Below are 26,471 nucleotides of genomic sequence, written 5' to 3'. Positions count from 1 at the left end.
GCGTTCCCGGGCGGCGGCGGTTGGCGCGTACACGGGCGGGGCAGCCCGCAAGCGAAAGCCGTCGACCGCACGAAAACACGCGGCTCAAGGACCGGCTACGTCCACCTGCACTCCGCGATCGGGAAGAGATGGAGCGGGTGGCAGCCGCGTGACAGCGGTGAGGGCTGCTACCGGGAAATCCGGGGTAGCAGCCCTCGCTGCTGTTGCTGACAGTGCGTCAGGGTTTGGCGTGGCGATGCACACTCAATCCAACGCGATGGTGCTCAACTGCTCGACACTGCTGACCGGCGTCAGCCGCCCAGCCCGTCGACGGCCTGCTTGATGTCCGCCGCGAAGGTGCTCACCTCGGTGTAGACACCGGGCTTGCCCGGGCGCGCGCAGCCCTCGCCCCAGCTGACGATGCCGACCTGGATCCAGGCACCCGCGTCGTCCTTGCGGAACATGGGGCCGCCGGAGTCGCCCTGGCAGGTGTCGACGCCGCCGGTGTCCAGGACCCCGGCGCAGAGCTCTTCGCCGGGGGTCAGCTGGTCGCCGTACGCCGTCTGGCAGGTGGCATCGTCGATGAACGGGACCTTGGCCTTGAGTAGATAGCGCTGCTGGTCGCCGCCTTCCTTGTCCGCGCCCCAGCCGGCGATGTCGAAATCGCCAGTGTTGAACTTGTCGTCCCCGGCGATCGGCAGGGTCGGCAGATCGATCGGCTTCTCGAGCTTGATCAGTGCCCAGTCCTTGCCCTTGCCGTTGTAGCCGGGCGCCTGGAGGACCTCGGTGGACTTCACGCTTATCGCGTTGGAGTCCTCGAGGTCGACGACGCCCGCCGTCGCGGTGATGCCGGTGTTCGGGCCGCTGCCGTCGACGCAGTGGGCGGCGGTGAGAACGATGTCCTTGGCGTACAGCGCGCCGCCACAGCCCATGGACAGGCGGACCATGAATGGGAATTCACCCTGATCGGCCTTGGTCCCGCCGACGACCGTCGCGCCTACCTCGCCGCGTGGGGTCGGTGCGGAGGCGGCGTTGGCCGAGCCGGGCTGGAGGCTGACGGCGGCGAGGGCGACGGCACCGATCGCGGTGGTCGTCCTGAGGTGCTTCAGGTAGCTCTTCAACGGACTTCCTCTCGTGGGGGGTACGCCCAATGACGAGCCCATGCCAACCCCGGGAATCGGAAGTCACCACCGAGTGAAGTGCGTTGGAAAACGGCAGCACGCCGCAAGGCGTCCGAACCCAGTGGGGGATGAGTCCGCAAAGCGCCCTGCGATTATGTGGAACAAGAGACCTGGGCGACAAGGGTGCGCAATCCCTCAACTCCCCCTAGACCTCTGGCCTGTTGGGGACATACCGGTCGATCCAGCCGCTAATTCGGAGTGATGGGCCTGACGGCGTGTGTTCAAAACATCGCACCGTTCAAGCCGACGGGCGGCATCGCAGGGCCCTCCTCCGGGGCCACGCAGTCCTCTGCGCTCCGAAAAAATTCACTCTGGGTGAAAGGGGTCGGCCGTGCCTTCCGAGAGGGAAGAGCACGGCCGACGGCCCACAGATGGCCCAGGCGAGCGGAAACCCGCTCCGACCTGCGGCGTTCTTAGATGTCGAAGTACAGCAGAGGAAGCACTGTGACCAGCGACAACGACCGTGCACTGCTCCGCCGGTGCGCATCGGGTGCACATCGCAGAGTGCCGGTGCTGCGGTCTGAGCGGGGTTGTCACCCTGCATCCGCGCGGTCGTTAGCCGGCACTGCGTCTGGGGAGTCCGACCTCCCGGCCTCTTGGAGTGAAGCGGCAAGGATGCGACAGACTTCGACTCGTTGACGTTGATCGCAGCCGTCCATCAGACGATCCAGACGACGGAGTACGGCCACATCCCGCCCGCAGCGGACCACCACGCCAAGGGCCACGCATACCGCGATTCCGAGCACTGCCAAGATCGGGGTCACGATGCGTAGCCTTCCCGGATGTACTCAGTAATCTTCTGAGGACGGAATGGCTCACGGCCGTACAAGCATGCAGAATGGCGTCTCAAGATCACGGTGTCGCCACCCAGGCGGGCAGAGTGGCGCGAGGGCAATTCAATGGCTTCACTCGGCGGCAGACTGTCGATGAAACCATGGGCCAAAAGTGCCGCGCAGAAAGCCTCCACGGTGTCGCCACAGCACCACTCGATCACGAGATCTCCCGAGTGATGCGTATAGCAGTTGGCGAAACCGTGAGGTTCTGCCGCCCGATTGACCAAGGCCGGACGACGCAGGAGTCGACTCAACACCAGGTCACGTACCGGCACATCCACGACCGATGGAATGGATTCTGCCCACTCCTCGGCCTCCTCCCTTTCGTCTCGCGAAAGGCTGCCACGGGCCCGCTTCCACAGAAGGGTTTCGCCGTCACGCGCCTTCGGCAGGCGCCAAGCATGACCATCGGCACACGTCACGGAGATGCGCGCCGAGCTGAGTGCGTCGTGGAGCACGATTCCCCCGAAGCTCCAGGCGCGAGCCAACGCGCGCGGTCGCATCGGGTGGACGGTGAACGTCGACTCCACGATCTGCCGGACTCACCAGCACGCCGCCGGGGCACGCCGGGACGGCCATGCCCAGAAGGAACCGCCTTGGCCCAGGGGATCCCGCGAGCCGCGATGAGTCCTGCGGCGTCCGGCGGTCGTACTGTCGAACCCGTTACCGAGGAGGACTTCTGATGCGCAGCGTGACCTATTCGATGAGCGTCTCACTTGACGGCTACATCGTCGGGCCGGACGGCGACTTCGACTGGACGGCGCCCGACGAGGAGGTCTTTCGCTTCTGGATCGACGAGATTCAAGGGGTCGGCGTCCACCTGTTGGGACGACGGCTGTACGAGACGATGCTGTACTGGGAGACCGCCGACCAGGATCCATCGCTCGACGACCTCGAGTGGGCCGCGCTCTGGAACCCGCTCCCCAAGGTGGTGTTCTCCACCACGCTGTCCGCGGTGCAGGGCCATGCCCGCCTGGCCTCCGGCGGCCTGGCGGAGGAGATCGAGCGGTTGCGAGCCGAGCCGGGGGAGGGCGACATCGCGATCGGCGGCGCGACTCTCGCCGCCGAGGCGGCCGCGTTGGGTCTGATCGACGAGTACCGGGCCATGGTCTACCCGGTGCTGGTTGGCGGTGGCATTCCGTTCTTTCCCCAGCGCGAGCGCCGGGTGGATCTCGAACTCGTCGAGACCCGCACCTTCAGCTCGAGAGTCGTCTACCTCCGCTACCGCGTGGCGCGCTAGGTCTAAAACTGACGGACATTGTTGACAGGTGGGTCTCTCGTATCCAGGAGACCTGCATGATGACCGAACGCGAGCTATCACGGCGTGCGAGGCACCAGCCCCGGAACACCGGACCAAATGGCCGTCGGCCGTGCCTTCCGGTGAGGGAAGAGCACGGCCGACGGCCCACAGACGGCCCAGGCGAGCGGAAACCCACTCTGACCTGCGGCGTTCTTAAATGTCGTAGTACAGCTCGAACTCGTGCGGGTGCGGCCGCAGCTGGATCGGGGCGATTTCGTTCGTCCGCTTGTAGTCGATCCACGTCTCGATCAGGTCCGACGTGAAGACCCCACCGACCTGCAGGTACTCGTTGTCCGCCTCCAGCGCCTCGAGCACCGCCGGGAGCGAGGTCGGGACCTGCGGGACGCCCGCGTGCTCGTCCGGGGCCAGCTCGTAGAGGTCCTTGTCGATCGGCTCGGCCGGCTCGATCTTGTTCTTCACGCCGTCGAGGCCCGCGAGCAGCAGGGCCGAGAACGCCAGGTACGGGTTCGACGACGGGTCCGGGGCGCGGAACTCGACGCGCTTGGCCTTCGGGTTCGAGCCCGTGATCGGGATACGCATTGCCGCCGAGCGGTTGCGCTGCGAGTAGACCAGGTTGACCGGGGCCTCGAAGCCGGGGACCAGGCGGTGGTACGAGTTCACCGTCGGGTTCGTGAACGCCAGCAGCGACGGCGCGTGCTTCAGGATGCCGCCGATGTAGTAGCGGGCGGTGTCCGACAGGCCCGCGTAACCCTGCTCGTCGTAGAACAGCGGGACGCCGCCCTGCCACAGGGACTGGTGGACGTGCATGCCCGAGCCGTTGTCGCCGAAGATCGGCTTCGGCATGAAGGTCGCGGTCTTGCCGTTGCGCCACGCGACGTTCTTCACGATGTACTTGAAGAGCATCAGGTCGTCGGCCGCGGCGAGCAGCGTGTTGAACTTGTAGTTGATCTCGGCCTGGCCGGCGGTGCCCACCTCGTGGTGCTGGCGCTCGACCTGGAGGCCGGACGCCTCCAGCTCCAGGGAGATCTCGGCGCGCAGGTCGGCGAAGTGGTCGACCGGCGGGGCCGGGAAGTAGCCGCCCTTGTAGCGGACCTTGTAGCCGCGGTTGTCCTCGATCGCACCGGTGTTCCAGGCGCCTGCCTCGGAGTCGATGTGGTAGAAGGCCTCGTTCGCCTTGGTCTCGAAGCGGACGTTGTCGAAGACGTAGAACTCGGCCTCGGGGCCGAAGTACGCGGTGTCCGCGATGCCGGTGGAGGCGAGGTACGCCTCGGCCTTCTTGGCAATGTTGCGCGGGTCGCGGCTGTACTGCTCGCCCGTGATCGGGTCGTGGATGAAGAAGTTGATGTTGACCGTCTTGTCGCGCCGGAAGGGGTCGACACGGGCGGTCGACAGGTCCGCGCGGAGCGCCATGTCGGACTCGTGGATGGCCTGGAAGCCGCGGATCGACGAGCCGTCGAAGGCCAGCTCCTCGGCCGGGTCGAACGCCTTTGCCGGGATGGTGAAGTGCTGCATCACACCAGGCAGGTCGCAGAACCGGACATCGACGAACTTTACGTCTTCGTCGGCGATGAACTTCTTCGCGTCGTCGGCGTTCTGGAACATCCAACTCCTCCTACTCCCGACCCGGGAGGGGCGGGGTTGTAGCTCGGTCGTGCGGCCAGTGCGGTGGCACACGCTGGACCCGACCATAGGTAGACGGGATTTCTCAAGCATGACCCATTTGTTTCGCCGAAGTTAACCGGACCGGGGTCGGGGTCGCGTCAAGGCCCCGACCGCAGGCGGGTGAAACCGGGCGCAGTACCGTGTACGGGTGGACAACAGGCAAGCAATCGGATCGTGGCTCTCCGGGCCCCGCGCGGCGGCCGAGGACATGGGCGCCGACTTCGGTCACCGGGGCGAGCGGCTCGGCCTGCCGGAGGCGGGCCCCGGCTCCATCGCCCCCCTCGGGAGGCGGTTCGGCGCCGTCTTCATCGACTGGGGGCTCTGCCTCCTGATCGCATACGGGCTGTTTGCCAACGGTGACCGACAGGCCGTCGGAAACTGGGGGCTCGGCATCTTCCTCGTACTCAGCGTGCTGACCGTCGGCACGGTCGGCTTCACCCCCGGCAAGCGGATCCTCGGTCTGCGCGTTGTCGCCGAAGGCGGCGGGCGGCTGGGGATCGTGCGGGTTCTCGTACGGAGCCTGCTGCTCTGCATCGCGATCCCGGCGCTCATCTGGGACCGCGACGGGCGCGGGCTGCACGACCGCCTCGCCCGCGCCGTACAGGTGCGGATCTAGAAGCAGAAGCGAGTAAGAAGACAGGCAAACAGGCAGGCAAGACAGAGAGAGGCGGCCCGGGACGCATAGCGTCACCGGGCCGCCTCTCTCTGTCTGTCGTAGGTCAGCGCTGCTTTCCGCCGCGCGGCATCCGCATGCCCTTCGGCATCGGACCCTTCGGAAGCGGCATATTGCTCATCAGGTCGCCCATCGCCCGCAGCCGGTCGTTGGCCGCCGTGACCTGCGGTCCGCTGAGCACCCGCGGCAGCTTCAGCATCGTGGTGCGCACCTTCTTCAGCGGCACCTGGCCCTCGCCGTCGCCGACGATGATGTCGTGCACCGGTACGTCCACGACGATGCGCGCCATCTTCTTCTTCTCGGCCGCCAGCAGCGTCTTCAACCGGTTCGGGTTGCCTTCCGCCACCAGCACGATGCCGGCCTTGCCGACCGCCCGGTGCACCACGTCCTGGCTGCGGTTCATCGCCACCGCCGGGGTCGTGCTCCAGCCGCGTCCCACGTTCTGCAGCACCGCGGCCGCCGCGCCCGGCTGGCCCTCCATCTGCCCGAAGGCCGCTCGCTCGGCGCGGCGTCCGAAGACGATCGCCATGGCGAGGAAGGCCAGCAGGAAGCCGAGGATGCCCAGATAGATGGGGTGATCGATCAAGAAGCCGATCGCGAGGAAGACACCGAAGGTGACGATTCCCACAGCCGCGACGACAAGACCGACCTTGGAGTCGGCCTTCCGGGTCATCTTGTACGTCAGAGCGATCTGCTTCAGTCGCCCAGTGTTCGCAGCAGCGTCAGCGCTGTCTGAGTTTGCCTTCCTCGCCATGTCTGGAAGTTTACGTGGCCTAGGAAGTGCGGTCGGCCACGGCCTCCAGTACGTGCAGCGCCTCGACCCTGTCCTTGGCTCGGCGCCGGTCTTCGAGGACCGCCGTCCATGCGTTCCGGCGGGCGGTGCGCTGTCCGCCGCCCAGGAGCAGCGACTCCATGGCGCGCAGAGCATCGGTGACGGACGGAATGGCGGTAGCGAGTACGGGGCGTACCGGCGCGGCCTGCATGGTTGAGGTCCCCCTAAGGGAGCGTCGACGACGAGTGGGAGCGGTGCGCAGTGCAGTGCGGGGCGGTGCGGTGGAGCGTGAGGTGCGGTGAGCTTTGAGAGCTGTGCGTAGACCTAATGTCACTGATTGGTGTTACCAGTGCATGACCGAGGGGTCAAACACCGATGAAACCTTTTTGCTCCGCCCGCAAACGCTGACGCGGCCCGTACGCCGCCCCGACCTGCGGGGAGGGTGCGAGCCGCGTCAAACCGGCCATTACTCAGCGGTAATTGCTTGTGCCTGAATTCACACAGTCTGCGGGGTGGCCGCGGCGCCCCGTCGCTCCATCGCCTGCTGGTACAGCCGGCCCGCGCGGTACGAGGAACGGACCAGCGGTCCCGACATCACACCGGAGAAGCCGATCTCCTCGGCCTCCTCCTTCAGCTCCACGAACTCATGCGGCTTCACCCAGCGCTCGACCGGGTGGTGGCGTACCGAAGGACGCAGATACTGCGTGATCGTGATCAGCTCGCAGCCCGCGTCGTACAGGTGCTGCAGCGCCTCGCTGACCTCTTCGCGCTCCTCGCCCATGCCCAGGATGAGGTTCGACTTGGTGACCAGGCCCGCCTCGCGGGCGCGCGTGACGACCTCGAGCGAGCGCTCGTAACGGAATCCGGGGCGGATCCGCTTGAAGATCCGCGGCACGGTCTCGACGTTGTGCGCGAGCACCTCGGGACGCGAGGAGAAGACCTCGGCCAGCTGCTCGGGCACCGCGTTGAAGTCGGGGATGAGGAGCTCGACCTTGGTGCGGCCCGCCTCGCGCTCCGCCGTCATCGTGTGGATCTGGCGCACCGTCTCCGCGTACAGCCACGCGCCGCCGTCCTCCAGGTCGTCGCGCGCGACGCCGGTGATGGTGGCGTAGTTCAGGTCCATCGTGACGACCGACTCGCCCACGCGGCGCGGCTCGTCCAGATCGAGCGCGGCAGGCTTACCGGTGTCGATCTGGCAGAAGTCACAGCGCCGGGTGCACTGGTCGCCGCCGATGAGGAAGGTCGCCTCGCGGTCCTCCCAGCACTCGTAGATATTCGGACAGCCGGCCTCCTGGCACACCGTGTGCAGACCCTCGCTCTTCACGAGCTTCTGCATCTGGGTGTACTCGGGGCCCATCTTCGCCCGGGTCTTGATCCACTCGGGCTTGCGCTCGATGGGGGTCTGGCTGTTCCGGACCTCAAGGCGCAGCATCTTGCGTCCGTCGGGTGCGACTGCGGACACGTCCGGCTCCCTACGACTTCGATTCTTCGGCGGACACCAGGGTACGCCCGTTATTTGTGTGGCCTTACGTCTGGCCAACCCTTGGCCAGAGGGCCGCATTCCCTAGACGGCGGCCTCGACGGCCCGTGGCCGCAGTTCGGCGTTCTCCAGGACGTCCCGCAGATGCTTCTCGATGACCGGGAGCACCTCGGCGATGGTGATCTCGCGGCCCAGTTCGTACGAGAGCGAAGTCACACCCGCGTCCCGGATGCCGCACGGCACGATCCGGTCGAACCAGGTGTTGTCCGGGTTCACATTGATCGCGAAGCCGTGCATCGAGACGCCCTTGGCGATACGGATGCCGATCGCGGCGAGCTTGCGGTCCTCGCGGCGCTGGCCGGCGTTGGAGGGAGCGTACTCCGGGCCGTTCAGCCGTGGGTCGAACTCCTCGTCCTGCAGCCGCGGGTCGAAGTCGAGCGAAAGGCCGCCGATCGCCGGACGCTGTTCGACCGGATCGCCGAGTACCCACACACCGCTGCGGCCCTCGACCCGGCTGGTCTCCAGGCCGAACTCCGCGCAGGTGAGGATCAGCGCGTCCTCGAGCCGGCGCACATGCGCGATGACGTCCACCGGGCGCGGCAGCTTCAGGATCGGGTAGCCGACCAGCTGGCCGGGGCCGTGCCAGGTGATCTTGCCGCCGCGGTCGACGTCGACGACGGGAGTGCCGTCCAGGGGGCGTTCGCTGTCCGCCGTGCGCCGGCCCGCCGTATAGACGGGCGGGTGCTCAAGGAGCAGGCAGGTGTCCTCGATCTCGTCGGCGAAGCGGGCGGCGTGGACCTCGCGCTGCTTCTGCCACGCCTCCTGGTACTCGACGGCTTGCTCGCCGAACCCCAGTTGGACGAACCGCAGCTCACTCACGGCTGTGCCTCCCTAGAACCTTCACCCTGCACTCATCGCGCCCTTGCCACTGTACGGCGGCTCCGGAAAAGGCGGCCGGGCAGGTGCCGGGCGGTTGCCGGGGCAGTTTCGGGTCACGCGGCACCCGTCAGCGACGTCCCCAATCCTCACACGATCGGATGAATGTGGGGCGAAGCTCGCGGTTCGAGCGGTAGGGGCAGCTAAATTCGCGCCGTTCCATGAGGGCTGCTCCCGGCCCGGAAGGCAGGAGACCGCACAGCTGATGACGGAACGACCCTCGCAGCGCATCCCCAACCGACAGCTCGCCGCGCTCATCGCAGAAGCCGGATTCTCCAACGCAGGCCTTGCCCGCCGAGTGGACCAGCTCGGCCTCGAGCACGGCCTGGATCTGCGCTACGACAAGACCTCCGTGACCCGCTGGTTGCGCGGCCAGCAGCCGCGCGGCACGACCCCCGCCCTGATCGCCGAGGTGTTCACACGGCGGCTCGGCCGCCGGCTCTCGGCGCAGGACCTCGGTCTGGACGCCTGTGCGCCCGTCTACGCCGGTCTGGAGTTCGCGGCCACGCCCGAGGAGGCCGTGGACATCGTGAGCGGGCTGTGGCGCAAGGACTCCGGCAGCCATGCGGAGCTGCGCAAGATCGCCTTCACCCCGGCCGGGCTCGTGGTGCCCAGCAGGGACTGGCTGATCGGCCGGGCCGACGAGCGGGTGAGCCGGGCGGACGCGGTCCAGAACGGGACCGCCCGTATCCCGGCCCAGGGTCGGGCCGCCCTCCCGCGGCAGCGTGGCACGGACCGGGGTCCCGGCCAGAGGGTCACCGGCGGCGACATCGCGGCACTGCGCTCGGTCGGCGAGCTGTTCCGCACCCTCGACCACGCCTATGGCGGCGGGCATGCCAGGCAGGCGCTGGTGCGCTATCTCGAGCACGAGGCCGAGCCGATGCTGCGCGGCACATACGGGGAGGTGACCGGGCGGCGGCTGTTCGCCGCGGCGGCCGATCTGACCCGGCTGGCCGGCTGGACCTCGTACGACATCGCGGCCCACGGCCTCGCCCAGCGTTACTTCGTCCAGGCGCTGCGACTCTCCCAGGCGGCGGGCGACCGGGCGTACGGCGCGTATGTGCTCGTGACCATGAGCCGGCAGGCGGTCTATCTGGGGCATGGACGTGAGGCGGTGCAGCTGACGCGCGTCGCCCAGCAAGGGGTCGGCTCGTCGGCCCCGCCCGTGGTGCAGGCGATGCTGCACTCCGTCGAGGCGCGCGGGCACGGCGTGCTGGGCGAGGTACGGGCGTGCACGGCCTCGCTCGTACGGGCCGAGCGGGCGCTCGAGACGGCGCGGCCCGGAGACGATGTGCCGCACTGGGCGCGCTTTTTCGACGAGGCGCAGCTCGCCGACGAGTTCGGGCACTGCCACCGGGATCTCCAGCAGTACCGGTCGGCGGTGCAGCACGCGGAGCGCTCGCTCCAGCTGCGCGCCCCGGCGTTCGCGCGCAGCCGCCTCTTCTGCCGGGTGGTGCTGGCCTCCGCCCGGCTCGGACTGGGCGAGCTGGACCAGGCATGCGCGCTGGGGGCGGAGGCGGCGCTGCAGGTGTCGGAGATGCGGTCGGCGCGGGCGGTGGAGTACGTACGTGAATTCGAGCGGCGGCTGGAGCCGTACCGGGACGCGGCGGCGGTGCGGAACTATCGCGACCGGGTGGCCGCGCTGGGCTGAACCAGGGGCCCGGGTGGACCTCTGACCCGGACCCCGGACCTGAGTCCGGGGCCCCTGAGTCCGGGGCCCCTGACCCAGGGACCTCCATCGTCGCCCGGCTTGATCCTGCCGCCCTAGGCCACCGCCGAGAGCGCGACCGTTTCGTACCCGGGCTGCTGGAGGCCGAAGTCGCGCAGGATCGCGTCCGCGGCCCGTCGGCCCGAGAAGAGCGCGCCCTGGACCGTACTCGTGTCGCGGTGGTCGCCGCAGACATAGAGGCCGGACAGCAGCCGCACCGGACGGCGGAGATCGTGCGGCGGGGGCATCGCGGGCACCGCCTCCGGGTCGTGGTGGACGGCGAGCAGCTCCCAGTCGTCCGTGGGCGTGCCGTACAGCGTGGCGAGGTGGGTACGAACGCTGCGGTCCAGATCCGGCGGAGGGGACCCGAGCACGGTCGACGAGATCAGCACGCGGCCGTTCGGTGCGCGCGACGGATCGACCTCGCTCATCACCGCCGTATGCGAGACGGGGCCGCCGCGGTCCGCGTCCAGCAGGAGCGCCGGGTCCGTCAGCGGCGGCGCGGGCGCCGTGTGGTGAAGGACCGTCACGGGGTGGAAGGGAGGTACGCGCAGGCCCGGCAGGAGCTCCGCGGCCGTGCGGGCACCGGTGGCCAGCACCAGGGCGCGGCAGCCGATGTCGCCGTACTCCTTGGTTGTGACCTGGGTGATCGAGGCGTCGGTGACCCGCACCCCGGTGTGTACGGTGCCGGACGGCAGCGACGCTGCCAGCTGCTCGGGCAGCGCCGCCGCACCGCCCGCAGGGACGCACAGTCGGCCGCGCGCGAAGCCGCGCAGCGCCAGATCGGCGCACCGGCTCGAGGTGGCCAGCGCCGGGTCGCAGAGCAGCGCCGACAGCAGCGGGCGCAGGAAGCCGTGGACCGTACGCGCCGGGAGGCCGCGGGCGCAGAGCGAGCCCGCGGTGGGCCGCTCGGGGCGGGTGAGGAGCCGCTCCACCGGAGTGGCGGCGAGGCGGGCGAGAGATGCGCCGAGCCGGGCCTGGTCGAGCGGCCGGGGGGCGCTCGCGAGGGCGCGCGCCACGGTAAATGCGCCCCGTGCGCTCCCCGCTGCACCCGTCCGCCGGACCGCTTCGCCGGTCCGCTGGAGCCGTCCTTGGCTGTGCACGAGTACACCGGGCGAGAAGGGCCGCAGGACGACATCACCGAGCCCTGCCGTGCGACCCAGCTCCGGACAAGAGGTGTTGAGCAACTGGCCTATGCGGTCGAGCCGGAAACCGTCGATCTGCTGGGTGGCCATCCGGCCGCCCACATGAGGGGCGGCCTCCAGAACGCTGACCGAGACGCCTGCGCTGGTCAGTTGATGAGCCGCCGAGAGACCGGCGATCCCGGCCCCGACGATGACGACATCCGCATGGTGAGCGCTGCTGAGCACGTGCCCCTCCCCGAGGTCGGCGCGGCTGGTGGGAGGCTCATGCCCCCAACAGGCCCCGGGAATACCCGAGTGCGGACCGAGACTAGGGAGCCGCCGCCGTACCGCCAGTCGCGCACGCCGTGGAGCACCGGAGCGCGGGGGCGCACACGGCACCCGGCCGTCCGCCGGGCGGCGTGACTTCTCGGACGCGCACTATCGCAGAGCCGCGCCGACCGCCTCGTCGACGCTCGGAAAGGCGAACGAGAAGCCCGACTCCAGCAGTCGGGCCGGCAGCACCCGCTGGCTGCTCAGAATGTCCCCGGCCAGCTCGCCCAGCGCGATCCGCAGCGCGGGCGCCGGGACCGCGAACACTGTCGGACGGTGCAGCGCCCGGCCCATCGCCGCGGTTACCTCGCGATTGGTGACCGGGTCCGGCGCCGTGAGGTTCACCGGCCCCGACAGCGACTCCGTGTCGAGGATGTGCCGCAGCGCCGCGACCTCGTCGTGCAGGGCGATGAAGCTCCAGTACTGCCGGCCGTTGCCCAGGCGCCCGCCGAGGCCCGCCTTGAAGAGCGGGAACATCCGGCCCCACGCACCGCCCTTGCGGGCCACCACAAGTCCGGTACGCGCGAAGGCGGTCCGCACGCCCGCCTCCTCGGCCGGGGCCGCCGCCTCCTCCCACTCCACGCACATCTTCGCCAGGAACCCGTCCCCGGGCGGCGCACCCTCGTCCACCGCACGCTCCCCGGTGTCGCCGTAGTAGCCGATGGCGCTCCCGCAGACCAGCACCCGCGGCGGTACGTCGAGGCTGGCGACGGCCTCCGCGATCGCCGCCGTGCCGAGCACCCGGCTGTCCCGGATCTCCTTGCGGTACGCATCCGTCCAGCGGCGCGCACCGACCCCGGCGCCGGCGAGATTCACCACGCCCTCGCAGCCGACCAGTCCGGCCACGTCGACGTACTGCCGGTGCGGGTCCCACTCCACCTCGTCGCCGGCCCGCGCGGGCCGCCGCACCAGGCGCACCACCTCGTGCCCGTCGGTGCGCAGCGAGCGCACGAGTGCCGTACCGATGAGTCCGGTGGAACCGGTGACCGCGATCCGCATGGCCCCCATCCTGCCCCCGCGCGGCCCCGTGGCACAGTGACGACCATGCCCCGGTCGCACATACGCCCCGCACGTCACACCGACGAAGCAGCGCTCGGCGCGCTCGACCGGGACACCTGGTCGCCGCTGCACGCCGTGCAGCCGAGGCCGAAGCCGCCGTACGACCCCTTCTTCGACGCGAACCACCGGCCCGAGGACTTCCTGGTCGCCGAGGACATCTCCGAGGACATCGCCGAGGGCATCGCCGAGGACGGTGACGGCACGATCACCGGCTTCATCCGGCTGATCCCGCCCACCCCGCTCGCGTGCAACCAGCACGTGCGGCAGATCCAGGGCCTCGCCGTGGCCGACCGGGCGCGCGGCCGCGGGATCGCACGAGCGCTGCTGCGGGCGTCGTTCGACGAGGCGCGCCGCCAGGGCGCGGTCCGGATGACGCTGCGGGTGCTCGGACACAACACGCCGGCCCGCACGCTGTACGAGTCGGAGGGCTTCGCGGTCGAGGGCGTACTGCCCGGCGAGTTCTATCTGGACGGGCGGTACGTCGACGACGTGATGATGGGCCGCAGCCTCACCGTCTGAGAACCGGTTTCGTGAGAGCCGGTCTCCTGAGGAACGGTCTCGTGAGGAACGGTCTCGTGAGGACCGTTCTCACAAGTTTCCGAAGCGCTCCCAGAGCCTGGGGAAACGTTGCGCCAGAGCCGCGTCGTCGTCGAAGTCGAACGGCGTTCCCAGCGGCTCGGCGGTCTGCGGCGGGATGCCCAGATCCGGTGCCACCACGCCGGTGAGCTGCTCGTACGCCTCGTCCGCCGCGTACCCCAGCTCCTCGCCGTCCCCGTCGACGTCCTCGTCGAACTCGTCCAGCAGCTCGGCGAGCGAGTCCGGGTCGTGCAGCGCGCCCTCGAAGATCTCCCGGCCCTGCCCGATCAGCCAGCAGCGGAAGTAGTCGAAGGCGTCGTCGCTGGCACCGCCGAGCAGCACGGCGGCCGCACCCCACAGATCCCAGTGGTACGCGCGGTTGTAGCGGGCCTCGAAGTGCCGGGCGAAGTCCAGCACGGAGTCGGGGTCGAGCTGCAGCAGCCGCTCGACCATCAGATCGGCATGATCCTCGGGGTCACCCTCGGCGGCCTCGCGGGTGCTGTCGATGATCTCCCAGAACTCCGTCTCGTCCATCACGGGACAAGCATCGTGGTTGGCGGGGGGCGGCGCACGCGGAGCCGCCGAAATGCTGACTCTTTTGAATGGCGGACAGAGGATGTCGGGTATCCGTGCGACGGTCGGCGTATGACGACGGACACACCACCGGCAGGGAAACCACTGGCAGGGAAGATCGCACTGGTCGCGGGCGCGACCCGGGGCGCGGGCCGCGCCATCGCCGTACAGCTGGGCGCCGCAGGCGCGACCGTGTATGTGACGGGACGGACCACCCGAGCGCAGGTCAGCGAGGTCGGCCGGGCGACCGAGACCATCGAGGAGACGGCGGAACTGGTCACGGCGGCGGGCGGCGAGGCCATCGCCGTACCGACGGACCATCTGGGGCCGGAGCAGGTGCGGGCGCTGGTCGCGCGGGTCGAGAGGGACCACAGCCGGCTCGACATCCTGGTCAACGACATCTGGGGCGGCAATCACCTGCTCGACTTCAACACGAAGATGTGGGACGTCGACCTGGACCGCGGGCTGCGGATGCTCGAACTCGGTGCGAAGAGCCACATCATCACCAGCAGCATCGCGCTTCCCCTGCTGGTGCGACAGCCCGGCGGCCTGGTCATCGAGGTCACGGACGGCACGGCCGAGACGAACAAGGGCTTCCGCGAGAACTTCTACTACGACCTCGCCAAGAACGCCCCGATCCGGATGGCCTTCATTCTGGGCGAGGAGCTGAAGAGCGTGGGCTGCACGGCGGTGGCGGTCACCCCGGGCTTCATCCGTTCCGAGGAGATGCTCGACATCTTCGGCCTCACCGAGGAGACCTGGCGCGACGGGATCGATCAGCCGCCGCACTGGGCGCTCTCCGAGTCGCCGGTCTATCTCGGCCGGGGAGTCGCGGCGCTCGCCGCCGACCCGGAGCGGGCCCGCTGGAACGGACAGTCGCTCTCCAGCGGAGCGCTGGCCAGGGAGTACGGCTTCACGGACACGGACGGCAGTCGGCCGGACGTCTGGGCCTTCATGCTCCAGGAGGCGGCGGGGGCGGAGCCCTCCTTGGCTGATTACAGGTAGCGCGGCTATCTGTAGAGCTGGGCCGCCCGCTCCGCCGACTCCGCGAACAGAGCACGCAGCTCCGGCGGCTCCAGCAGCTCCACCTCCGGTCCCAGCGCGAACAACTGCCCGTACGCGACCTCATGGGACTCCACCGGCAGAGTGAGCGTCACCCGGCCGTGCCCGTCCGGCCCTCCCGCCGCCGCCAGCGCCTCGCGGGCCGCCGCCCGGTCCGTCACGTACGGCAGCCGCCGCGCGCCCTCCTCCGTGACCCGGACCACCACTTCGGTACGGAGGATGGAGCGTACGAACTGGGCCGCGCGCTCCTCCCAGAAGGCGGGCAGGTCGAAGTCCTCGTCGCGGTCGAAGAGTTCGCCGTCCACGTCCACCGCCGTGAACCGGTCGATCCGGTACACCCGGAAGGCCGTGCGGGCGCGGGCGCACAGGTACCAGACGCCCGCCTTGAGCACGAGTCCGTACGGCTCCAACTCCCGCTCCACCTCGGCGTCCCGGCGTCGATAGCGGGCCTTGATACGGCGGTCGTCCCACACCGCCTCGGCGACCGCGGGCAGCAGCTCCGGCGTCTCGGGCTCCTGGTACCAGCCGGGCGCGTCCAGATGGAACCGCTGCGCCGCCGAATCGGAAGCGCCCCTCAGTGAGGGCAGCAGCGCCGCGGACACCTTCAGGCGTGCCGCGGACGCCGCGTCCTCCAGCCCCATCTCCCGCAGCGCGCCCGGGAGCCCGGAGAGGAAGAGGGCTTCGGCCTCACTGCGTCCGAGCCCGGTGAGCCGGGTGCGGTAGCCGCCGACCAGCCGGTAGCCGCCGGCCCGGCCCCGGTCGGCGTAGACCGGGACACCGGCCTCCGACAGCGCGAGGGCGTCCCGGGTGATGGTCCGCTCCGACACTTCCAGTTCCCGCGCCAGCTCGGCGCCGGTCATGGAGGGCCTGGCCTGGAGGAGCAGCACCATCTTGATCAGCCGGGCAGCACGCATGCCCCCATGATGACGGAGGCACTCGGGCCAGGGGCGCCGACGGAGGTCAGGCCAGCGGCTCCTGCAGTTCGGTCACCCACTTCTCGCGGTCCGCCGGGCATTCGAGGTTGACCTCGCGCGCATACCCCGCCGAGCGGTGGTCGCCCGCGTCGATCCAGCGGGCCAGGTTCTGGGCCGTCGGCACGATCGCGTCCATCGGGCCGCGGTGCACGATCGTCGCCGCCCGCTCGATGGCCGGCAGATCGACGATCTCGAAGTCCTGGCCGGGCTGCGGACCGGCCGCGACCGTCACTCCCGCGTGCACCAGGATCGCGCCGTCGCCCTCGGGCGCGTCCTCGTAGTAGGCGATGCCGGGCCCCGTCGGAGTCACGCCCGCCGCCTCCAGACGCTTGAACAGCTCGTCGTAGAGAGGGCTGATGACCGGGCCGATGTGCTCGGGTTCGTAACCTGCCGCGGTGGCGGTCAGCTCGGCCACCCGTACCGCGGGGATGCTCTTGACGATGACGTCCTGACTGGGCATGTGCCCCTCGCTCTCGATCGACCGGAGCCTCGCCTCGACCTGGGCCAGCCGCGCGGCCGACGCGGCCATCGCCGCTTCCAGTTCCGCCTGCCGCAGGGTGAGCATCCCGCGCAGCTCCTCCGTACTCACCCGGTCCTCCAGGATCTCCTGCACCTGTTGCAGCGTGAAGCCGAGATCCTTCAGGGCGATGATGCGGTTGAGCTGCGCGAGCTGGGCCGCCGCGTAGTAGCGGTAGCCGCTGAACGGATCTGTCTGCGCGGGACGCAGCAGCCCGATCGCGTCGTAGTGACGCAGCATGCGGGCCGACACACGGCCGTGCCTGGCGAAGTCTCCGATGGTGAACATGACGCCCCCTAGTGCACGGCTTCACACGGTGTCAGGGTCAAGGATCACCTACGACAGAACCCCCGGCGGCCGAGCGGCCACCGGGGGTTCGTCGTACGTCGGCAGAGGTCAGAGGCCGTAGCGCTCGCGCGCTTCCTTCACGGCCGAGGCCGGGACCTCGCCGCGCCTGGCCAGCTGGGCCAGCGCCGCGACCGTGATCGACGGGGCGTCGACGCCGAAGTGACGGCGGGCCGCGTCACGCGTGTCGGAGAGACCGAAACCGTCCGTGCCGAGCGAGGAGTAGTCCTGCTCGACCCACTGGCTGATCTGGTCCGGAACCTGGCGCATCCAGTCGCTGACCGCGAGCACCGGGCCCGGAGCACCCTCCAGCGCCTGGGTGACGTACGGAATGCGATGCTCGCCGCGCAGCAGTGCCTCGTCGCACTCCAGCGCGTCACGGCGCAGCTCGCCCCACGAGGTCGCGGACCAGACATCGGCCGTAACTCCCCAGTCGGAGCTGAGCAGTCGCTGCGCCTCGAGGGCCCAGTGGATCGCCGTGCCGGAGGCCAGCAGCTGCAGCCGCGGGGAGTCCGCGGCCTGGGCCACGCCCTCCTTGAAGCGGTAGAGACCGCGCAGGATCCCCTCCTCGACACCCTCCGGCATCGCGGGTTGCGGCTTCGGCTCGTTGTAGACGGTCAGGTAGTAGAAGACGTTCTCGGCCTCGGGGCCGTACATCCGGCGCAGACCGTCCTTGACGATGACGGCGATCTCGTACGCGAAGGCCGGGTCGTAGTTGAGCGACGCCGGGTTCGTGGCCGCGATCAGCTGCGAGTGGCCGTCCGCGTGCTGCAGGCCCTCGCCGGTCAGCGTCGTACGGCCGGCGGTCGCGCCGACGATGAAGCCCTTGCCGAGCTGGTCGGCGAGCTGCCACATCTGGTCGGCCGTGCGCTGCCAGCCGAACATCGAGTAGAAGATGTAGAACGGGATCATCGGCTCGCCGTGCGTCGCGTACGACGTGGCGGCGGCGATGAAGTCGGCCATGGCGCCGGCCTCGGTGATCCCCTCGTTGAGGATCTGGCCGTCCTTGGCCTCCTTGTAGTACATCAACTGGTCGCGGTCGACCGGCTCGTACGTCTGGCCCAGCGGGGAGTAGATGCCGGCCGACGGGAAGAGTGACTCCATACCGAAGGTGCGGGCCTCGTCAGGGACGATGGGAACCCAGCGCTTGCCGGTCTCCTTGTCCCGCATCAGGTCCTTCACCAGGCGTACGAAGGCCATGGTGGTGGCCATCGCCTGCTTGCCGGAGCCCTTTTCGAGAGCCTTGAAGGCACGCTCCTCGGGCGCGGGCAGCGCCACCGCCTGTACGCGGCGGGCCGGGGCCGGGCCACCGAGGGCCGCGCGGCGCTCCTGGAGGTAGCGGACCTCGGGAGAGTCGGCGCCGGGGTGGCCGTAGGGCACCAGGCCGTCGGCGAAGGCACTGTCCGGGATCGGGAGTCCGAGCAGGTCACGCATGCCCTTGAACTCGTCGATGGTCAGCTTCTTCATCTGGTGGTTGGCGTTCTTCGACTCGAAGCCCTTGCCGAGCGTGTAGCCCTTCACCGTCTGCGCGAGGATCACGGTCGGCGCGCCCTTGTGCTCGACGGCCGCCCTGTACGCCGCGTACACCTTCCGGGCCTCGTGGCCGCCGCGGGAGGCGTAGAAGCACTCGGCGATCTTCGCGTCGCCGATCAGCTTCGCCAGCTCGACGAGTGCGGGCTCGGCGCCGAAGAAGTGCTCGCGGATGTACGCCACATCACGCGTCGCATACGTCTGGAACTGGGCGTCCGGCACCTCGCGCAGCCGGCGTACCAGCGCGCCCGTGGTGTCGAGCTGGAACAGCTCGTCCCAGGCGGAGCCCCACAGCGTCTTGATGACATTCCAGCCCGCGCCGCGGAACTGGGCCTCCAACTCCTGCACCACACGGAAGTTGGCGCGGACCGGACCGTCGAGGCGCTGGAGATTGCAGTTGATGACGAAGGTGAGGTTGTCGAGACGCTCACGGGCCGCGAGGGCGAGGGCGGCGGTCGACTCGGGCTCGTCCATCTCGCCGTCGCCGAGGAAGGCCCAGACGTGCGAGCCCGCGGTGTCCTTGATGCTGCGGTTGGCCAGGTAGCGGTTGAAGCGCGCCTGGTAGATCGCGGAGAGCGGGCCGAGGCCCATGGAGACGGTGGGGAACTCCCACAGCCAGGGCAGCCGGCGCGGGTGCGGGTAGGACGGCAGTCCGTTGCCGGCCGCCTCCTGCCGGAAGTTGTCGAGCTGCTGCTCGGACAGGCGGCCGTCGAGGAAGGCGCGGGCGTAGATGCCGGGCGAGGCGTGGCCCTGGATGTAGAGCTGGTCGCCGGAGCCGTCACCCTCCTTGCCGCGGAAGAAGTGGTTGAAGCCGGTCTCGTAGAGCCAGGCGGCGGAGGCGAAGGTGGCGATGTGACCGCCGACGCCGAAGCGGGAGCCACGGGTGACCATGGCGGCCGCGTTCCAGCGGTTCCACGCGGTGATGCGGGCTTCCATCGCCTCGTCGCCGTCGAAGGCGGGCTCGGCGGAGGTGGGGATGGTGTTGACGTAGTCCGTCTCCAGCAGCCGGGGCACGGGAACTCCGGCCGTCTCGGCGTGCTGAAGGGTACGGCGCATCAGATACGCGGCGCGGTGCGGTCCTGCGTGCTCGGTGACGGCGTCGAGGGACGCCGCCCACTCGGCGGTTTCCTCGGCATCACGGTCCGGGAGCTGGTCGAGCTCGCTCGGAAGCTTGCCTACGGGGTCGGTCATGATCGCCGCCTTCCGGACAGGAGGGGGGTGGAGAAAGGAGCCTTGTCTGGCAGGACAGGGCGAGGGTTGGTGAACCCGGCGACAACTGTAAGTCGCTGATCGATGATCGATCAAAGCTTGGAGCGGGAAACTTCTCAATCTGAAGAAATTGGCATTCGGTGCCGTGAAAAGGGGCACGGGGTGCCGGGTCAACCTGGGGCGATTCGGGCGTCGCGTGCACCTCGGAGCGGGGGTGACGTCACCTGTGCGCGGCGGTATCGAGCCCCGGCGGGGCCCGGATCCGCCGCAGCCGGGCCGCGCCCAAACCGCCGGCGCCCCGAGCGCGAGGCGCGGCCACCATGCCGGGGCGGCCCGGGGGGTGCCGGGCCTGCGGGTGCGTTGGCTTGGGGGTGCCGGGCCGGCGGGTGCGTTGGCTTGGGGCTGCCGGGCCTGTGGGCAGCGTGGCCACGCTGTAGGGGATGCCGCGCCTGTCAGGGATCGCGGCCGCAGCTGCGTCCGGGCCCGGCGCGCGATCCGGGCCGGGCCGCGGGTCAGGTGCGCGGGCTGCCCCTGCCGCGGATCGGGCGCGGCGCAGCCGAGTCCCGGCCCGGGTGCGTGGGGTGCTCGCCCGGCCCGGCGCGCGACCTGGAGCCGGGTCCCGCCCGGCACGTGGGATGCCCGGGCCGCGGGTCAGTGCGCTCGAGTCCCGGCCGGCGCGAGTCGCAGCCGGGCCTCGGGTCAGGTGCGTGGGATGCCCGGGCCGCGGGTCGGGCGCGCGAGGCGCAGCGGAGTTCCGGGTCGGGCGCGGGAGCTGGAGCCGGGTCCCGGCCCGGGGCGGGCGTCGCGGCCAGGTCGGGGGTCAGGCGCGGGGGGCGCAGCCCAGGACGTGGGCCTTCACCAGCGGGCCGATCTCCGGGTCCTGGCGCCGGAACGCCTCGACCAGAGCCTGGTGCTCCTCGGCGTACGACTTCTGCACCGTGCCGAGCCAGCGGATCGAGAGCGCCGTGAACACCTCGATGCCGAGCCCCTCCCAGGTGTGCAGCAGCACGCTGTTCCCGGCGGCCCGCACCAGCTCCCGGTGGAAGCCGACGGTGTGCCGCACCTGTGCGGCCGAGTCTCCGGCCAGGTCCGCCTCGTACAGCGCCGCCACATGCGGCTCCAGCGCGGAACAGTCCTGGGCCAGCCGCGCGGCCGCCAGTTCGGCGGCGATCTGCTCGAGACCGGCCCGCACCGGATAGCTCTCCTCGAGATCGGCGGCGGTGAGATTCCGTACGCGTACGCCCTTGTTGGGCGCGGACTCGATCAGCCGCAGACTCTCCAGCTCGCGCAGCGCCTCGCGCACCGGCGTCTGGGAGACCTCCAGCTCGGTCGCGATCCGCCGCTCGACGATCCGCTCGCCGGGCTTCCAGCGGCCGCTGACGATCCCCTCCACGATGTGCTCGCGGATCTGTTCGCGCAGCGAGTGGATGACGGGCGGGGTCATGAGGGCTCCTCCGGGGCGACAGGCACCCCTGACAATACGGCGACCGGTCTCGGCAGGCTGCCCAAGGGTGCGCCGGAGCAGGCCTGATGAGTCCGGTGAGTCCTGGTGAGCACGGCAGTGCCCCGCCCGGAGTGTTCCGGACGGGGCACTGTCGTACTGCTGGTGAGCCTTACAGGCCGAGCTCGACCTCGAACTCGCCCGCCTCCAGGATCGCCTTGACGGCCGTCAGGTAGCGGGCCGCGTCGGCGCCGTCCACCAGACGGTGGTCGTAGGAGAGAGCCAGGTACGTCATGTCGCGGATGCCGATGACGGTGCCCTCGGCGGTCTCGATGACCGCCGGGCGCTTGACGGTGGCGCCGATGCCCAGGATGGCGACCTGGTTCGGCGGCACGATGACCGTGTCGAACAGCGCACCGCGCGAACCGGTGTTGCTGATGGTGAAGGTCGCACCGGAAAGCTCGTCCGGGGTGATCTTGTTGCTGCGGACCTTGCCCGCCAGCTCCGCGGTCTTCTTGGAGATACCGGCGAGGTTGAGGTCACCGGCACCCTTGATGACCGGCGTCATCAGACCCTTTTCGGAGTCCACCGCGATACCGATGTTCTCGGTGTCGAAGTAGGTGATGGTGCCCTCGTCCTCGTTGATCCGGGCGTTGACGACCGGGTAGGCCTTCAGCGCCTGGGCCGCGGCCTTCACGAAGAACGGCATCGGGGAGAGCTTGACGCCCTCGCGGGCGGCGAACGCGTCCTTGGCCTGGTTGCGCAGCTTCATCAGCTTGGTGATGTCGACCTCGACGACCGAGGTCAGCTGGGCCTGCGAGTGCAGCGCCTTCATCATGTTGTCGCCGATGACCTTGCGCATGCGGGTCATCTTGACCGTCTGACCGCGCAGCGGCGACGTCTCGAGGGCCGGGGCCTTCGAGACGGCGGCCGGAGCGGCGGCGGCCGGGGCCGGGGTGGCCGGGGCCGGGGTGGCGGCCTTGGCGGCCTCCGCGGCGGCGATGACGTCCTGCTTGCGGATACGGCCACCGACGCCGGTGCCCTTGACCGCGGACAGGTCCACGCCGTTCTCGGCGGCGAGCTTACGGACCAGGGGGGTCACGTAGGCGCCGTCGTCACCGGCGGGGGCGGCCGGAGCCACCGGAGCCGGAGCGACGGGGGCCGGGGCGGGAGCGGCAGCCGGAGCCGGCGCCGGAGCGACCGGAGCGGGCGCCGGAGCAGCAGGCGCGGCCGGAGCCGGAGCCGGGACCGTGGGAGCAGGCGCGGCCGGAGCCGGGGCCGGAGCGGCGGCGGGGGCCGGGGCAGCCGGAGCGGGCGCGGCGGCAGGCGCGGCACCCGGGGCGCCGATCACTGCCAGCTTGGCGCCGACCTCGGCGGTCTCGTCCTCGCCCACCACGATCTCCAGCAGCACACCGGACGCCGGGGCCGGGATCTCGGTGTCGACCTTGTCCGTGGAGACCTCGAGCAGCGGCTCGTCGGCCTCGACGGACTCGCCGACCTCCTTGAGCCAGCGGGTGACGGTGCCCTCGGTGACGCTCTCGCCGAGCGCGGGAAGGACGACGTCGGTACCGGTGGCGCCGCCCGCGGGGGCAACGGGGGCCGGAGCGGGCTCGGCGGCCGGAGCCGGAGCCGCGGGGGCCTCCGCGGCCGGCGCCGGAGCGGCGGGGGTCTCGGTCACCGCGGTCTCGGCAGCAGCCGGGGCCGGGGCGGCAGCGGGCGCGCCCGAGCCGTCGTCGATGATGGCCAGCTCGGCGCCGACCTCAACGGTCTCGTCCTCGGCGACCTTGATGGACGCGAGGATGCCGGCAGCCGGGGCGGGGATCTCGGTGTCGACCTTGTCGGTCGACACCTCGAGCAGCGGCTCGTCGGCCTCGACGCGCTCTCCCTCGGCCTTCAGCCAGCGGGTGACAGTGCCCTCGGTGACGCTCTCGCCGAGCGCCGGAAGGGTTACGGAAACCGCCATGGTTTCAGTTGCTCCTTACGAATGTGCGGAAGTGGTCGTCGCGCCCGGGACTACTAGTCGTGGGAGTGCAGGGGCTTGCCGGCCAGGGCCAGGTGGGCCTCGCCGAGCGCCTCGCTCTGCGTCGGGTGCGCGTGGATGAGCTGCGCGACCTCGGCCGGCAGAGCCTCCCAGTTGTAGATCAGCTGAGCCTCGCCGACCTGCTCGCCCATACGGTCACCGACCATGTGGACGCCGACCACGGCACCGTCCTTGACCTGGACGAGCTTGATCTCGCCCGCGGTCTTGAGGATCTTGCTCTTGCCGTTGCCCGCGAGGTTGTACTTCAGAGCGACGACCTTGTCGGAGCCGTAGATCTCCTTGGCCTTGGCCTCGGTGATACCGACGGAGGCGACCTCCGGGTGGCAGTACGTCACCCGCGGCACACCGTCGTAGTCGATCGGAACGGTCTTCAGACCGGCGAGCCGCTCTGCGACCAGGATGCCCTCGGCGAAGCCGACGTGCGCGAGCTGGAGCGTCGGGACGAGGTCGCCGACCGCCGAGATCGTCGGAACGTTGGTCTGCATGTACTCGTCGACCAGGACATAGCCGCGGTCCGTCGCGACGCCCTGCTCCTCGTAACCGAGACCGGCGGAGACCGGGCCGCGGCCGACGGCGACGAGCAGCACCTCGGCCTCGAAGGTCTTGCCGTCGGCGAGGGTGACGCGGATACCGTCCTGGGTGTACTCGGCCTTCTCGAAGAAGGTGCCCAGGTTGAACTTGATGCCGCGCTTGCGGAACGCGCGCTCAAGAAGCTTTGAGCTGCTCTCGTCCTCGACCGGGACGAGGTGCTTCAGACCCTCGATGACGGTCACGTCGGAGCCGAAGGACTTCCACGCCGAGGCGAACTCGACGCCGATGACGCCGCCGCCCAGCACGATCGCGGACTGCGGGACGCGGTCCAGCACCAGCGCGTGGTCCGAGGAGATGATGCGGTTGCCGTCGATCTCCAGACCGGGCAGCGACTTCGGTACGGAGCCGGTGGCGAGGAGGACATGGCGGCCCTGCACACGCTGGCCGTTGACGTCGACGGAGGTGGGGGAGGACAGCCGCCCCTCACCCGCGATGTAGGTGACCTTGCGGGAGGCGATCAGACCCTGGAGACCCTTGTACAGGCCCGAGATCACCTCGTCCTTGTACTTGTGGACGGCCGCCATGTCGATGCCCTCGAAGGTGGCCTTGACACCGAACTGGTCGGCCTCACGTGCCTGGTCGGCGATCTCGCCGGCGTGCAGCAGTGCCTTCGTCGGGATGCATCCGTTGTGCAGGCAGGTACCGCCGACCTTGCCCTTCTCGATCAGGGCGACGTCCAGGCCCAGCTGAGCTCCACGCAGCGCCGCAGCGTAACCGCCGCTACCACCGCCGAGAATCACTAGGTCGAAAACGGTGCTGGCGTCGTTCGCCACGTCACGTCCTCCATGCATGTGCGCCGTTCGCCGGTCGTCGACGACCGGGCGGCGGCTGGTGTTCGGCCGCTGTTTTTTCGGCCCCTGTGGTGGGGGCCCTGTCCTGCCGAGAACCCATCTTCGCACTTGTTGACGGGAGGCGGGACGCGGGGCCTGGGTCTGGGACGGACGAACGACCGCCCCAAGGGGTTACCGGCCCGTACGAATGTACGGATTTCGTTGCGAGCCAAGAGGGCAAACAACGACGGCCCCGGGCGTATGCCCGGGGCCGTCGAAGGCCCGTCCTCAGCCCAGGTCGCCGGCGGCGGTGCGCTCGGCGAGCTTGACCAGGGTGCGGATGGCGGAGCCGGTGCCGCCCTTGGGGGTGTAGCCGTACGGCGCACCCTCGTGGAAGGCCGGGCCCGCGATGTCCAGGTGTGCCCAGGTGATGCCCTCGCCCACGAACTCCTGCAGGAACAGACCGGCCACCAGGCCGCCGCCCATCCGCTCGCCCATGTTGGCGATGTCGGCGGTCGGGGAGTCCATGCCCTTGCGCAGCTCGCTGGGGAGCGGCATCGGCCAGGACTGCTCGCCGACCTCCTCCGCGATCTCGTGGATCGAGGTACGGAACGCGTCGTCGTTCGACATGATGCCGAAGGTGCGGTTGCCCAGCGCCATCACCATCGCGCCGGTGAGCGTCGCCACATCGACGATCGCGTCCGGGTTCTCCTCGGACGCCTTGGTGAGCGCGTCGCCCAGCACCAGGCGGCCCTCGGCGTCGGTGTTGAGCACCTCGACCGTCTTGCCGCTGTACATGCGAAGTACGTCACCCGGGCGGGTGGCCGAACCGGACGGCATGTTCTCGGCGAGCGCCAGCCAGCCGGTGACATTGACCGCGAGGCCCAGCCGGGCGGCCGCGACGACGGCGGCGAACACGGCGGCCGCGCCGCTCATGTCGCACTTCATCGTCTCGTTGTGGCCGGCCGGCTTCAGGGAGATGCCGCCCGAGTCATAGGTGATGCCCTTGCCCACCAGCGCCAGGTTCTTGGCCGCCTTGGAGTGGGTGTAGGAGAGCTTCACCAGACGCGGCGGGTTCTGCGAACCCTGGCCGACGCCGAGGATGCCGCCGAAGCCGCCCTTGGCCAGCGCCTTCTCGTCGAAGACCTGCACCTTGATGCCGTGCTCCTTGCCGGCGGCGGTGGCCACGGCGGCGAAGGACTCGGGGTAGAGGTCGTTCGGCGGGGTGTTGACCAGGTCGCGGGCGCGGTTGATCTCCTCGGTCAGCGCGATCGCGCGCTCGGCCGCGGCCTTGTACGCCTTGTCGCGCGGCTTCGCGCCCAGCAGGGCGATCTCGGCGAGCGGCAGCTTCGCGCCATTGCCGTTCTTCGAGTTCTTCGCGTCCTTCTCGCCGCCCTGGTACGCGGTGAAGGCGTAGGCGCCGAGCAGAGCGCCCTCCGCGATGGCCTCCACGTCCTCGGCCGCCTCGACCGGCAGGGCGAAGGCGGCCTTCTTCGAACCGGTCAGCGCACGGGCCGCGGCACCCGCGGCACGGCGCAGCGTCTCGGCGTCGTACGTCTCGTCCTTCTCCGGGACCGCGCCGAGCCCGACCGCGAGGACGACCGGGGTCTTCAGGCCGGACGGCGCGGGGACCTTGGTCACTTCGCCCTCGGCACCGGTGGCGCCGAGGGTCTCCAGGACGGAGGCGAGCTTTCCGTCGAACGCCTTGTCCACGGCCTCGGCGCCCGGCGCGACGACCGGCCCCTTGGCGCCCTTCGCGACGCCGACGACGAGGGCGTCCGCGCGCAGCGTCGCCGCTCCGGCAGTGCTGAGAGTGAGAGCAGTCACGGTGGTGAAATCTCGCT

At 70.0% G+C, this 26,471-nt stretch carries 22 protein-coding genes and 1 pseudogene; 6 read left to right on the top strand and 17 right to left on the bottom strand.

Annotated elements, in window-relative coordinates; all coding sequences use genetic code 11:
- Positions 1-6 precede the first annotated feature (6 nt).
- Positions 7-120, top strand: a pseudogene (locus ACFYXH_RS18635) (IS481 family transposase); the annotation flags it as partial.
- Between the two features lie 170 nt (positions 121-290).
- Here the strand turns inward: ACFYXH_RS18635 and ACFYXH_RS18630 are convergent.
- Together ACFYXH_RS18630 and ACFYXH_RS18625 are read right to left on the bottom strand one after the other, a co-directional pair.
- Positions 291-1,100: a S1 family peptidase gene (locus tag ACFYXH_RS18630; RefSeq protein ID WP_389563821.1), complete on the bottom strand. Its 810-nt coding sequence runs from the start codon at positions 1,098-1,100 to the stop codon at positions 291-293.
- Positions 1,101-1,920: 820 nt separating this feature from the next.
- Positions 1,921-2,523 (bottom strand): hypothetical protein, encoded by a 603-nt coding sequence (locus ACFYXH_RS18625; RefSeq protein WP_389563819.1) that lies wholly within the window; start codon positions 2,521-2,523, stop codon positions 1,921-1,923.
- 152 nt (positions 2,524-2,675) lie between these two features.
- Here ACFYXH_RS18625 and ACFYXH_RS18620 point away from each other — a divergent pair, with 152 nt between their 5' ends.
- Positions 2,676-3,233, top strand: coding sequence for a dihydrofolate reductase family protein (locus tag ACFYXH_RS18620; RefSeq protein ID WP_389563816.1), 558 nt, complete (start codon positions 2,676-2,678; stop codon positions 3,231-3,233).
- Between the two features lie 213 nt (positions 3,234-3,446).
- On the opposite strand, the gene glnA is transcribed toward ACFYXH_RS18620, so the two are convergent.
- Positions 3,447-4,856 (bottom strand): type I glutamate--ammonia ligase, encoded by a 1,410-nt coding sequence (gene glnA / locus ACFYXH_RS18615; protein ID WP_389563814.1) that lies wholly within the window; start codon positions 4,854-4,856, stop codon positions 3,447-3,449.
- A 208-nt stretch (positions 4,857-5,064) separates the two neighbouring features.
- Here glnA and ACFYXH_RS18610 point away from each other — a divergent pair, with 208 nt between their 5' ends.
- Positions 5,065-5,532 (top strand): RDD family protein, encoded by a 468-nt coding sequence (locus ACFYXH_RS18610; RefSeq protein WP_327323133.1) that lies wholly within the window; start codon positions 5,065-5,067, stop codon positions 5,530-5,532.
- 103 nt (positions 5,533-5,635) lie between these two features.
- Here the strand turns inward: ACFYXH_RS18610 and ACFYXH_RS18605 are convergent, their stop codons facing one another.
- The 4 genes from ACFYXH_RS18605 to lipB form a co-directional block, all read right to left on the bottom strand.
- A complete protein-coding gene (locus ACFYXH_RS18605; RefSeq protein WP_389563811.1) occupies positions 5,636-6,343 on the bottom strand; it encodes a DUF4191 domain-containing protein in 708 nt (235 codons plus the stop codon).
- A gap of 19 nt (positions 6,344-6,362) precedes the next feature.
- A complete protein-coding gene (locus ACFYXH_RS18600) occupies positions 6,363-6,572 on the bottom strand; it encodes a hypothetical protein (protein ID WP_389563808.1) in 210 nt (69 codons plus the stop codon).
- 285 nt (positions 6,573-6,857) lie between these two features.
- Complete coding sequence (lipA, locus tag ACFYXH_RS18595) at positions 6,858-7,823, bottom strand: lipoyl synthase (protein ID WP_389563806.1); 966 nt, start codon at positions 7,821-7,823, stop codon at positions 6,858-6,860.
- Between the two features lie 102 nt (positions 7,824-7,925).
- Entirely contained in the window at positions 7,926-8,720 is a 795-nt protein-coding gene (gene lipB, locus ACFYXH_RS18590; protein ID WP_389563803.1) for a lipoyl(octanoyl) transferase LipB, read from the bottom strand.
- A gap of 262 nt (positions 8,721-8,982) precedes the next feature.
- On the opposite strand from lipB, the gene ACFYXH_RS18585 reads away from it, so the two are divergent.
- Positions 8,983-10,428, top strand: coding sequence for a regulator (locus tag ACFYXH_RS18585; RefSeq protein ID WP_389563801.1), 1,446 nt, complete (start codon positions 8,983-8,985; stop codon positions 10,426-10,428).
- Between the two features lie 113 nt (positions 10,429-10,541).
- Here the strand turns inward: ACFYXH_RS18585 and ACFYXH_RS18580 are convergent, their stop codons facing one another.
- Both ACFYXH_RS18580 and ACFYXH_RS18575 read right to left on the bottom strand, forming a co-directional pair.
- Positions 10,542-11,855, bottom strand: a complete 1,314-nt coding sequence (locus ACFYXH_RS18580) for an NAD(P)/FAD-dependent oxidoreductase (protein WP_389563798.1) — start codon at positions 11,853-11,855, stop codon at positions 10,542-10,544.
- Between the two features lie 192 nt (positions 11,856-12,047).
- Entirely contained in the window at positions 12,048-12,947 is a 900-nt protein-coding gene (locus ACFYXH_RS18575; RefSeq protein ID WP_389563795.1) for a TIGR01777 family oxidoreductase, read from the bottom strand.
- Positions 12,948-12,983: 36 nt separating this feature from the next.
- Here ACFYXH_RS18575 and ACFYXH_RS18570 point away from each other — a divergent pair, with 36 nt between their 5' ends.
- Positions 12,984-13,517, top strand: a complete 534-nt coding sequence (locus ACFYXH_RS18570) for a GNAT family N-acetyltransferase (protein WP_389563793.1) — start codon at positions 12,984-12,986, stop codon at positions 13,515-13,517.
- A 69-nt stretch (positions 13,518-13,586) separates the two neighbouring features.
- On the opposite strand, the gene ACFYXH_RS18565 is transcribed toward ACFYXH_RS18570, so the two are convergent.
- On the bottom strand, positions 13,587-14,108 hold the full coding sequence (locus ACFYXH_RS18565) for a DUF4240 domain-containing protein (RefSeq protein ID WP_389563916.1): 522 nt from the start codon (positions 14,106-14,108) through the stop codon (positions 13,587-13,589).
- A 111-nt stretch (positions 14,109-14,219) separates the two neighbouring features.
- Here ACFYXH_RS18565 and ACFYXH_RS18560 point away from each other — a divergent pair, with 111 nt between their 5' ends.
- Positions 14,220-15,152 (top strand): SDR family oxidoreductase, encoded by a 933-nt coding sequence (locus tag ACFYXH_RS18560; RefSeq protein WP_389563790.1) that lies wholly within the window; start codon positions 14,220-14,222, stop codon positions 15,150-15,152.
- Between the two features lie 5 nt (positions 15,153-15,157).
- On the opposite strand, the gene ACFYXH_RS18555 is transcribed toward ACFYXH_RS18560, so the two are convergent.
- The 7 genes from ACFYXH_RS18555 to ACFYXH_RS18525 form a co-directional block, all read right to left on the bottom strand.
- Complete coding sequence (locus ACFYXH_RS18555) at positions 15,158-16,123, bottom strand: helix-turn-helix transcriptional regulator (protein ID WP_389563787.1); 966 nt, start codon at positions 16,121-16,123, stop codon at positions 15,158-15,160.
- 46 nt (positions 16,124-16,169) lie between these two features.
- A complete protein-coding gene (locus ACFYXH_RS18550) occupies positions 16,170-16,988 on the bottom strand; it encodes a MerR family transcriptional regulator (protein ID WP_389563785.1) in 819 nt (272 codons plus the stop codon).
- Positions 16,989-17,096: 108 nt separating this feature from the next.
- A complete protein-coding gene (gene aceE / locus ACFYXH_RS18545) occupies positions 17,097-19,766 on the bottom strand; it encodes a pyruvate dehydrogenase (acetyl-transferring), homodimeric type (protein WP_389563783.1) in 2,670 nt (889 codons plus the stop codon).
- An 838-nt stretch (positions 19,767-20,604) separates the two neighbouring features.
- The gene (locus tag ACFYXH_RS18540) at positions 20,605-21,228 is read right to left on the bottom strand and encodes a GntR family transcriptional regulator (protein ID WP_327323118.1); all 624 of its coding nucleotides are present in this window, start codon (positions 21,226-21,228) and stop codon (positions 20,605-20,607) included.
- A 169-nt stretch (positions 21,229-21,397) separates the two neighbouring features.
- Positions 21,398-23,188, bottom strand: a complete 1,791-nt coding sequence (gene sucB, locus ACFYXH_RS18535; protein ID WP_389563780.1) for a 2-oxoglutarate dehydrogenase, E2 component, dihydrolipoamide succinyltransferase — start codon at positions 23,186-23,188, stop codon at positions 21,398-21,400.
- Between the two features lie 53 nt (positions 23,189-23,241).
- Positions 23,242-24,630 (bottom strand): dihydrolipoyl dehydrogenase, encoded by a 1,389-nt coding sequence (gene lpdA, locus ACFYXH_RS18530; protein ID WP_389563777.1) that lies wholly within the window; start codon positions 24,628-24,630, stop codon positions 23,242-23,244.
- Positions 24,631-24,915: 285 nt separating this feature from the next.
- Entirely contained in the window at positions 24,916-26,454 is a 1,539-nt protein-coding gene (locus ACFYXH_RS18525; protein WP_389563775.1) for a leucyl aminopeptidase, read from the bottom strand.
- Positions 26,455-26,471: the final 17 nt, after the last annotated feature.

Source organism: Streptomyces sp. NPDC002730, from assembly GCF_042888805.1.
In the GTDB taxonomy this organism is placed as follows: Bacteria; Actinomycetota; Actinomycetes; order Streptomycetales; family Streptomycetaceae; genus Streptomyces.
The sequence above is the reverse complement of the archived record's forward strand: the minus strand, read 5'-3'. Positions and strand labels throughout refer to the sequence as shown.

Coding starts and splice junctions, on each gene's coding strand:
- ACFYXH_RS18620 (WP_389563816.1), top strand. CDS start 2,676: ATGCGCAGCGTGACCTATTCGATGAGCGTCTCACTTGACGGCTACATC.
- glnA (WP_389563814.1), bottom strand. CDS start 4,856: ATGTTCCAGAACGCCGACGACGCGAAGAAGTTCATCGCCGACGAAGAC.
- ACFYXH_RS18605 (WP_389563811.1), bottom strand. CDS start 6,343: ATGGCGAGGAAGGCAAACTCAGACAGCGCTGACGCTGCTGCGAACACT.
- ACFYXH_RS18600 (WP_389563808.1), bottom strand. CDS start 6,572: ATGCAGGCCGCGCCGGTACGCCCCGTACTCGCTACCGCCATTCCGTCC.
- ACFYXH_RS18585 (WP_389563801.1), top strand. CDS start 8,983: ATGACGGAACGACCCTCGCAGCGCATCCCCAACCGACAGCTCGCCGCG.
- ACFYXH_RS18575 (WP_389563795.1), bottom strand. CDS start 12,947: ATGGGGGCCATGCGGATCGCGGTCACCGGTTCCACCGGACTCATCGGT.
- ACFYXH_RS18570 (WP_389563793.1), top strand. CDS start 12,984: ATGCCCCGGTCGCACATACGCCCCGCACGTCACACCGACGAAGCAGCG.
- ACFYXH_RS18565 (WP_389563916.1), bottom strand. CDS start 14,108: ATGGACGAGACGGAGTTCTGGGAGATCATCGACAGCACCCGCGAGGCC.
- ACFYXH_RS18560 (WP_389563790.1), top strand. CDS start 14,220: ATGACGACGGACACACCACCGGCAGGGAAACCACTGGCAGGGAAGATC.
- ACFYXH_RS18555 (WP_389563787.1), bottom strand. CDS start 16,123: ATGCGTGCTGCCCGGCTGATCAAGATGGTGCTGCTCCTCCAGGCCAGG.
- ACFYXH_RS18550 (WP_389563785.1), bottom strand. CDS start 16,988: ATGTTCACCATCGGAGACTTCGCCAGGCACGGCCGTGTGTCGGCCCGC.
- aceE (WP_389563783.1), bottom strand. CDS start 19,766: ATGACCGACCCCGTAGGCAAGCTTCCGAGCGAGCTCGACCAGCTCCCG.
- ACFYXH_RS18540 (WP_327323118.1), bottom strand. CDS start 21,228: ATGACCCCGCCCGTCATCCACTCGCTGCGCGAACAGATCCGCGAGCAC.
- sucB (WP_389563780.1), bottom strand. CDS start 23,188: ATGGCGGTTTCCGTAACCCTTCCGGCGCTCGGCGAGAGCGTCACCGAG.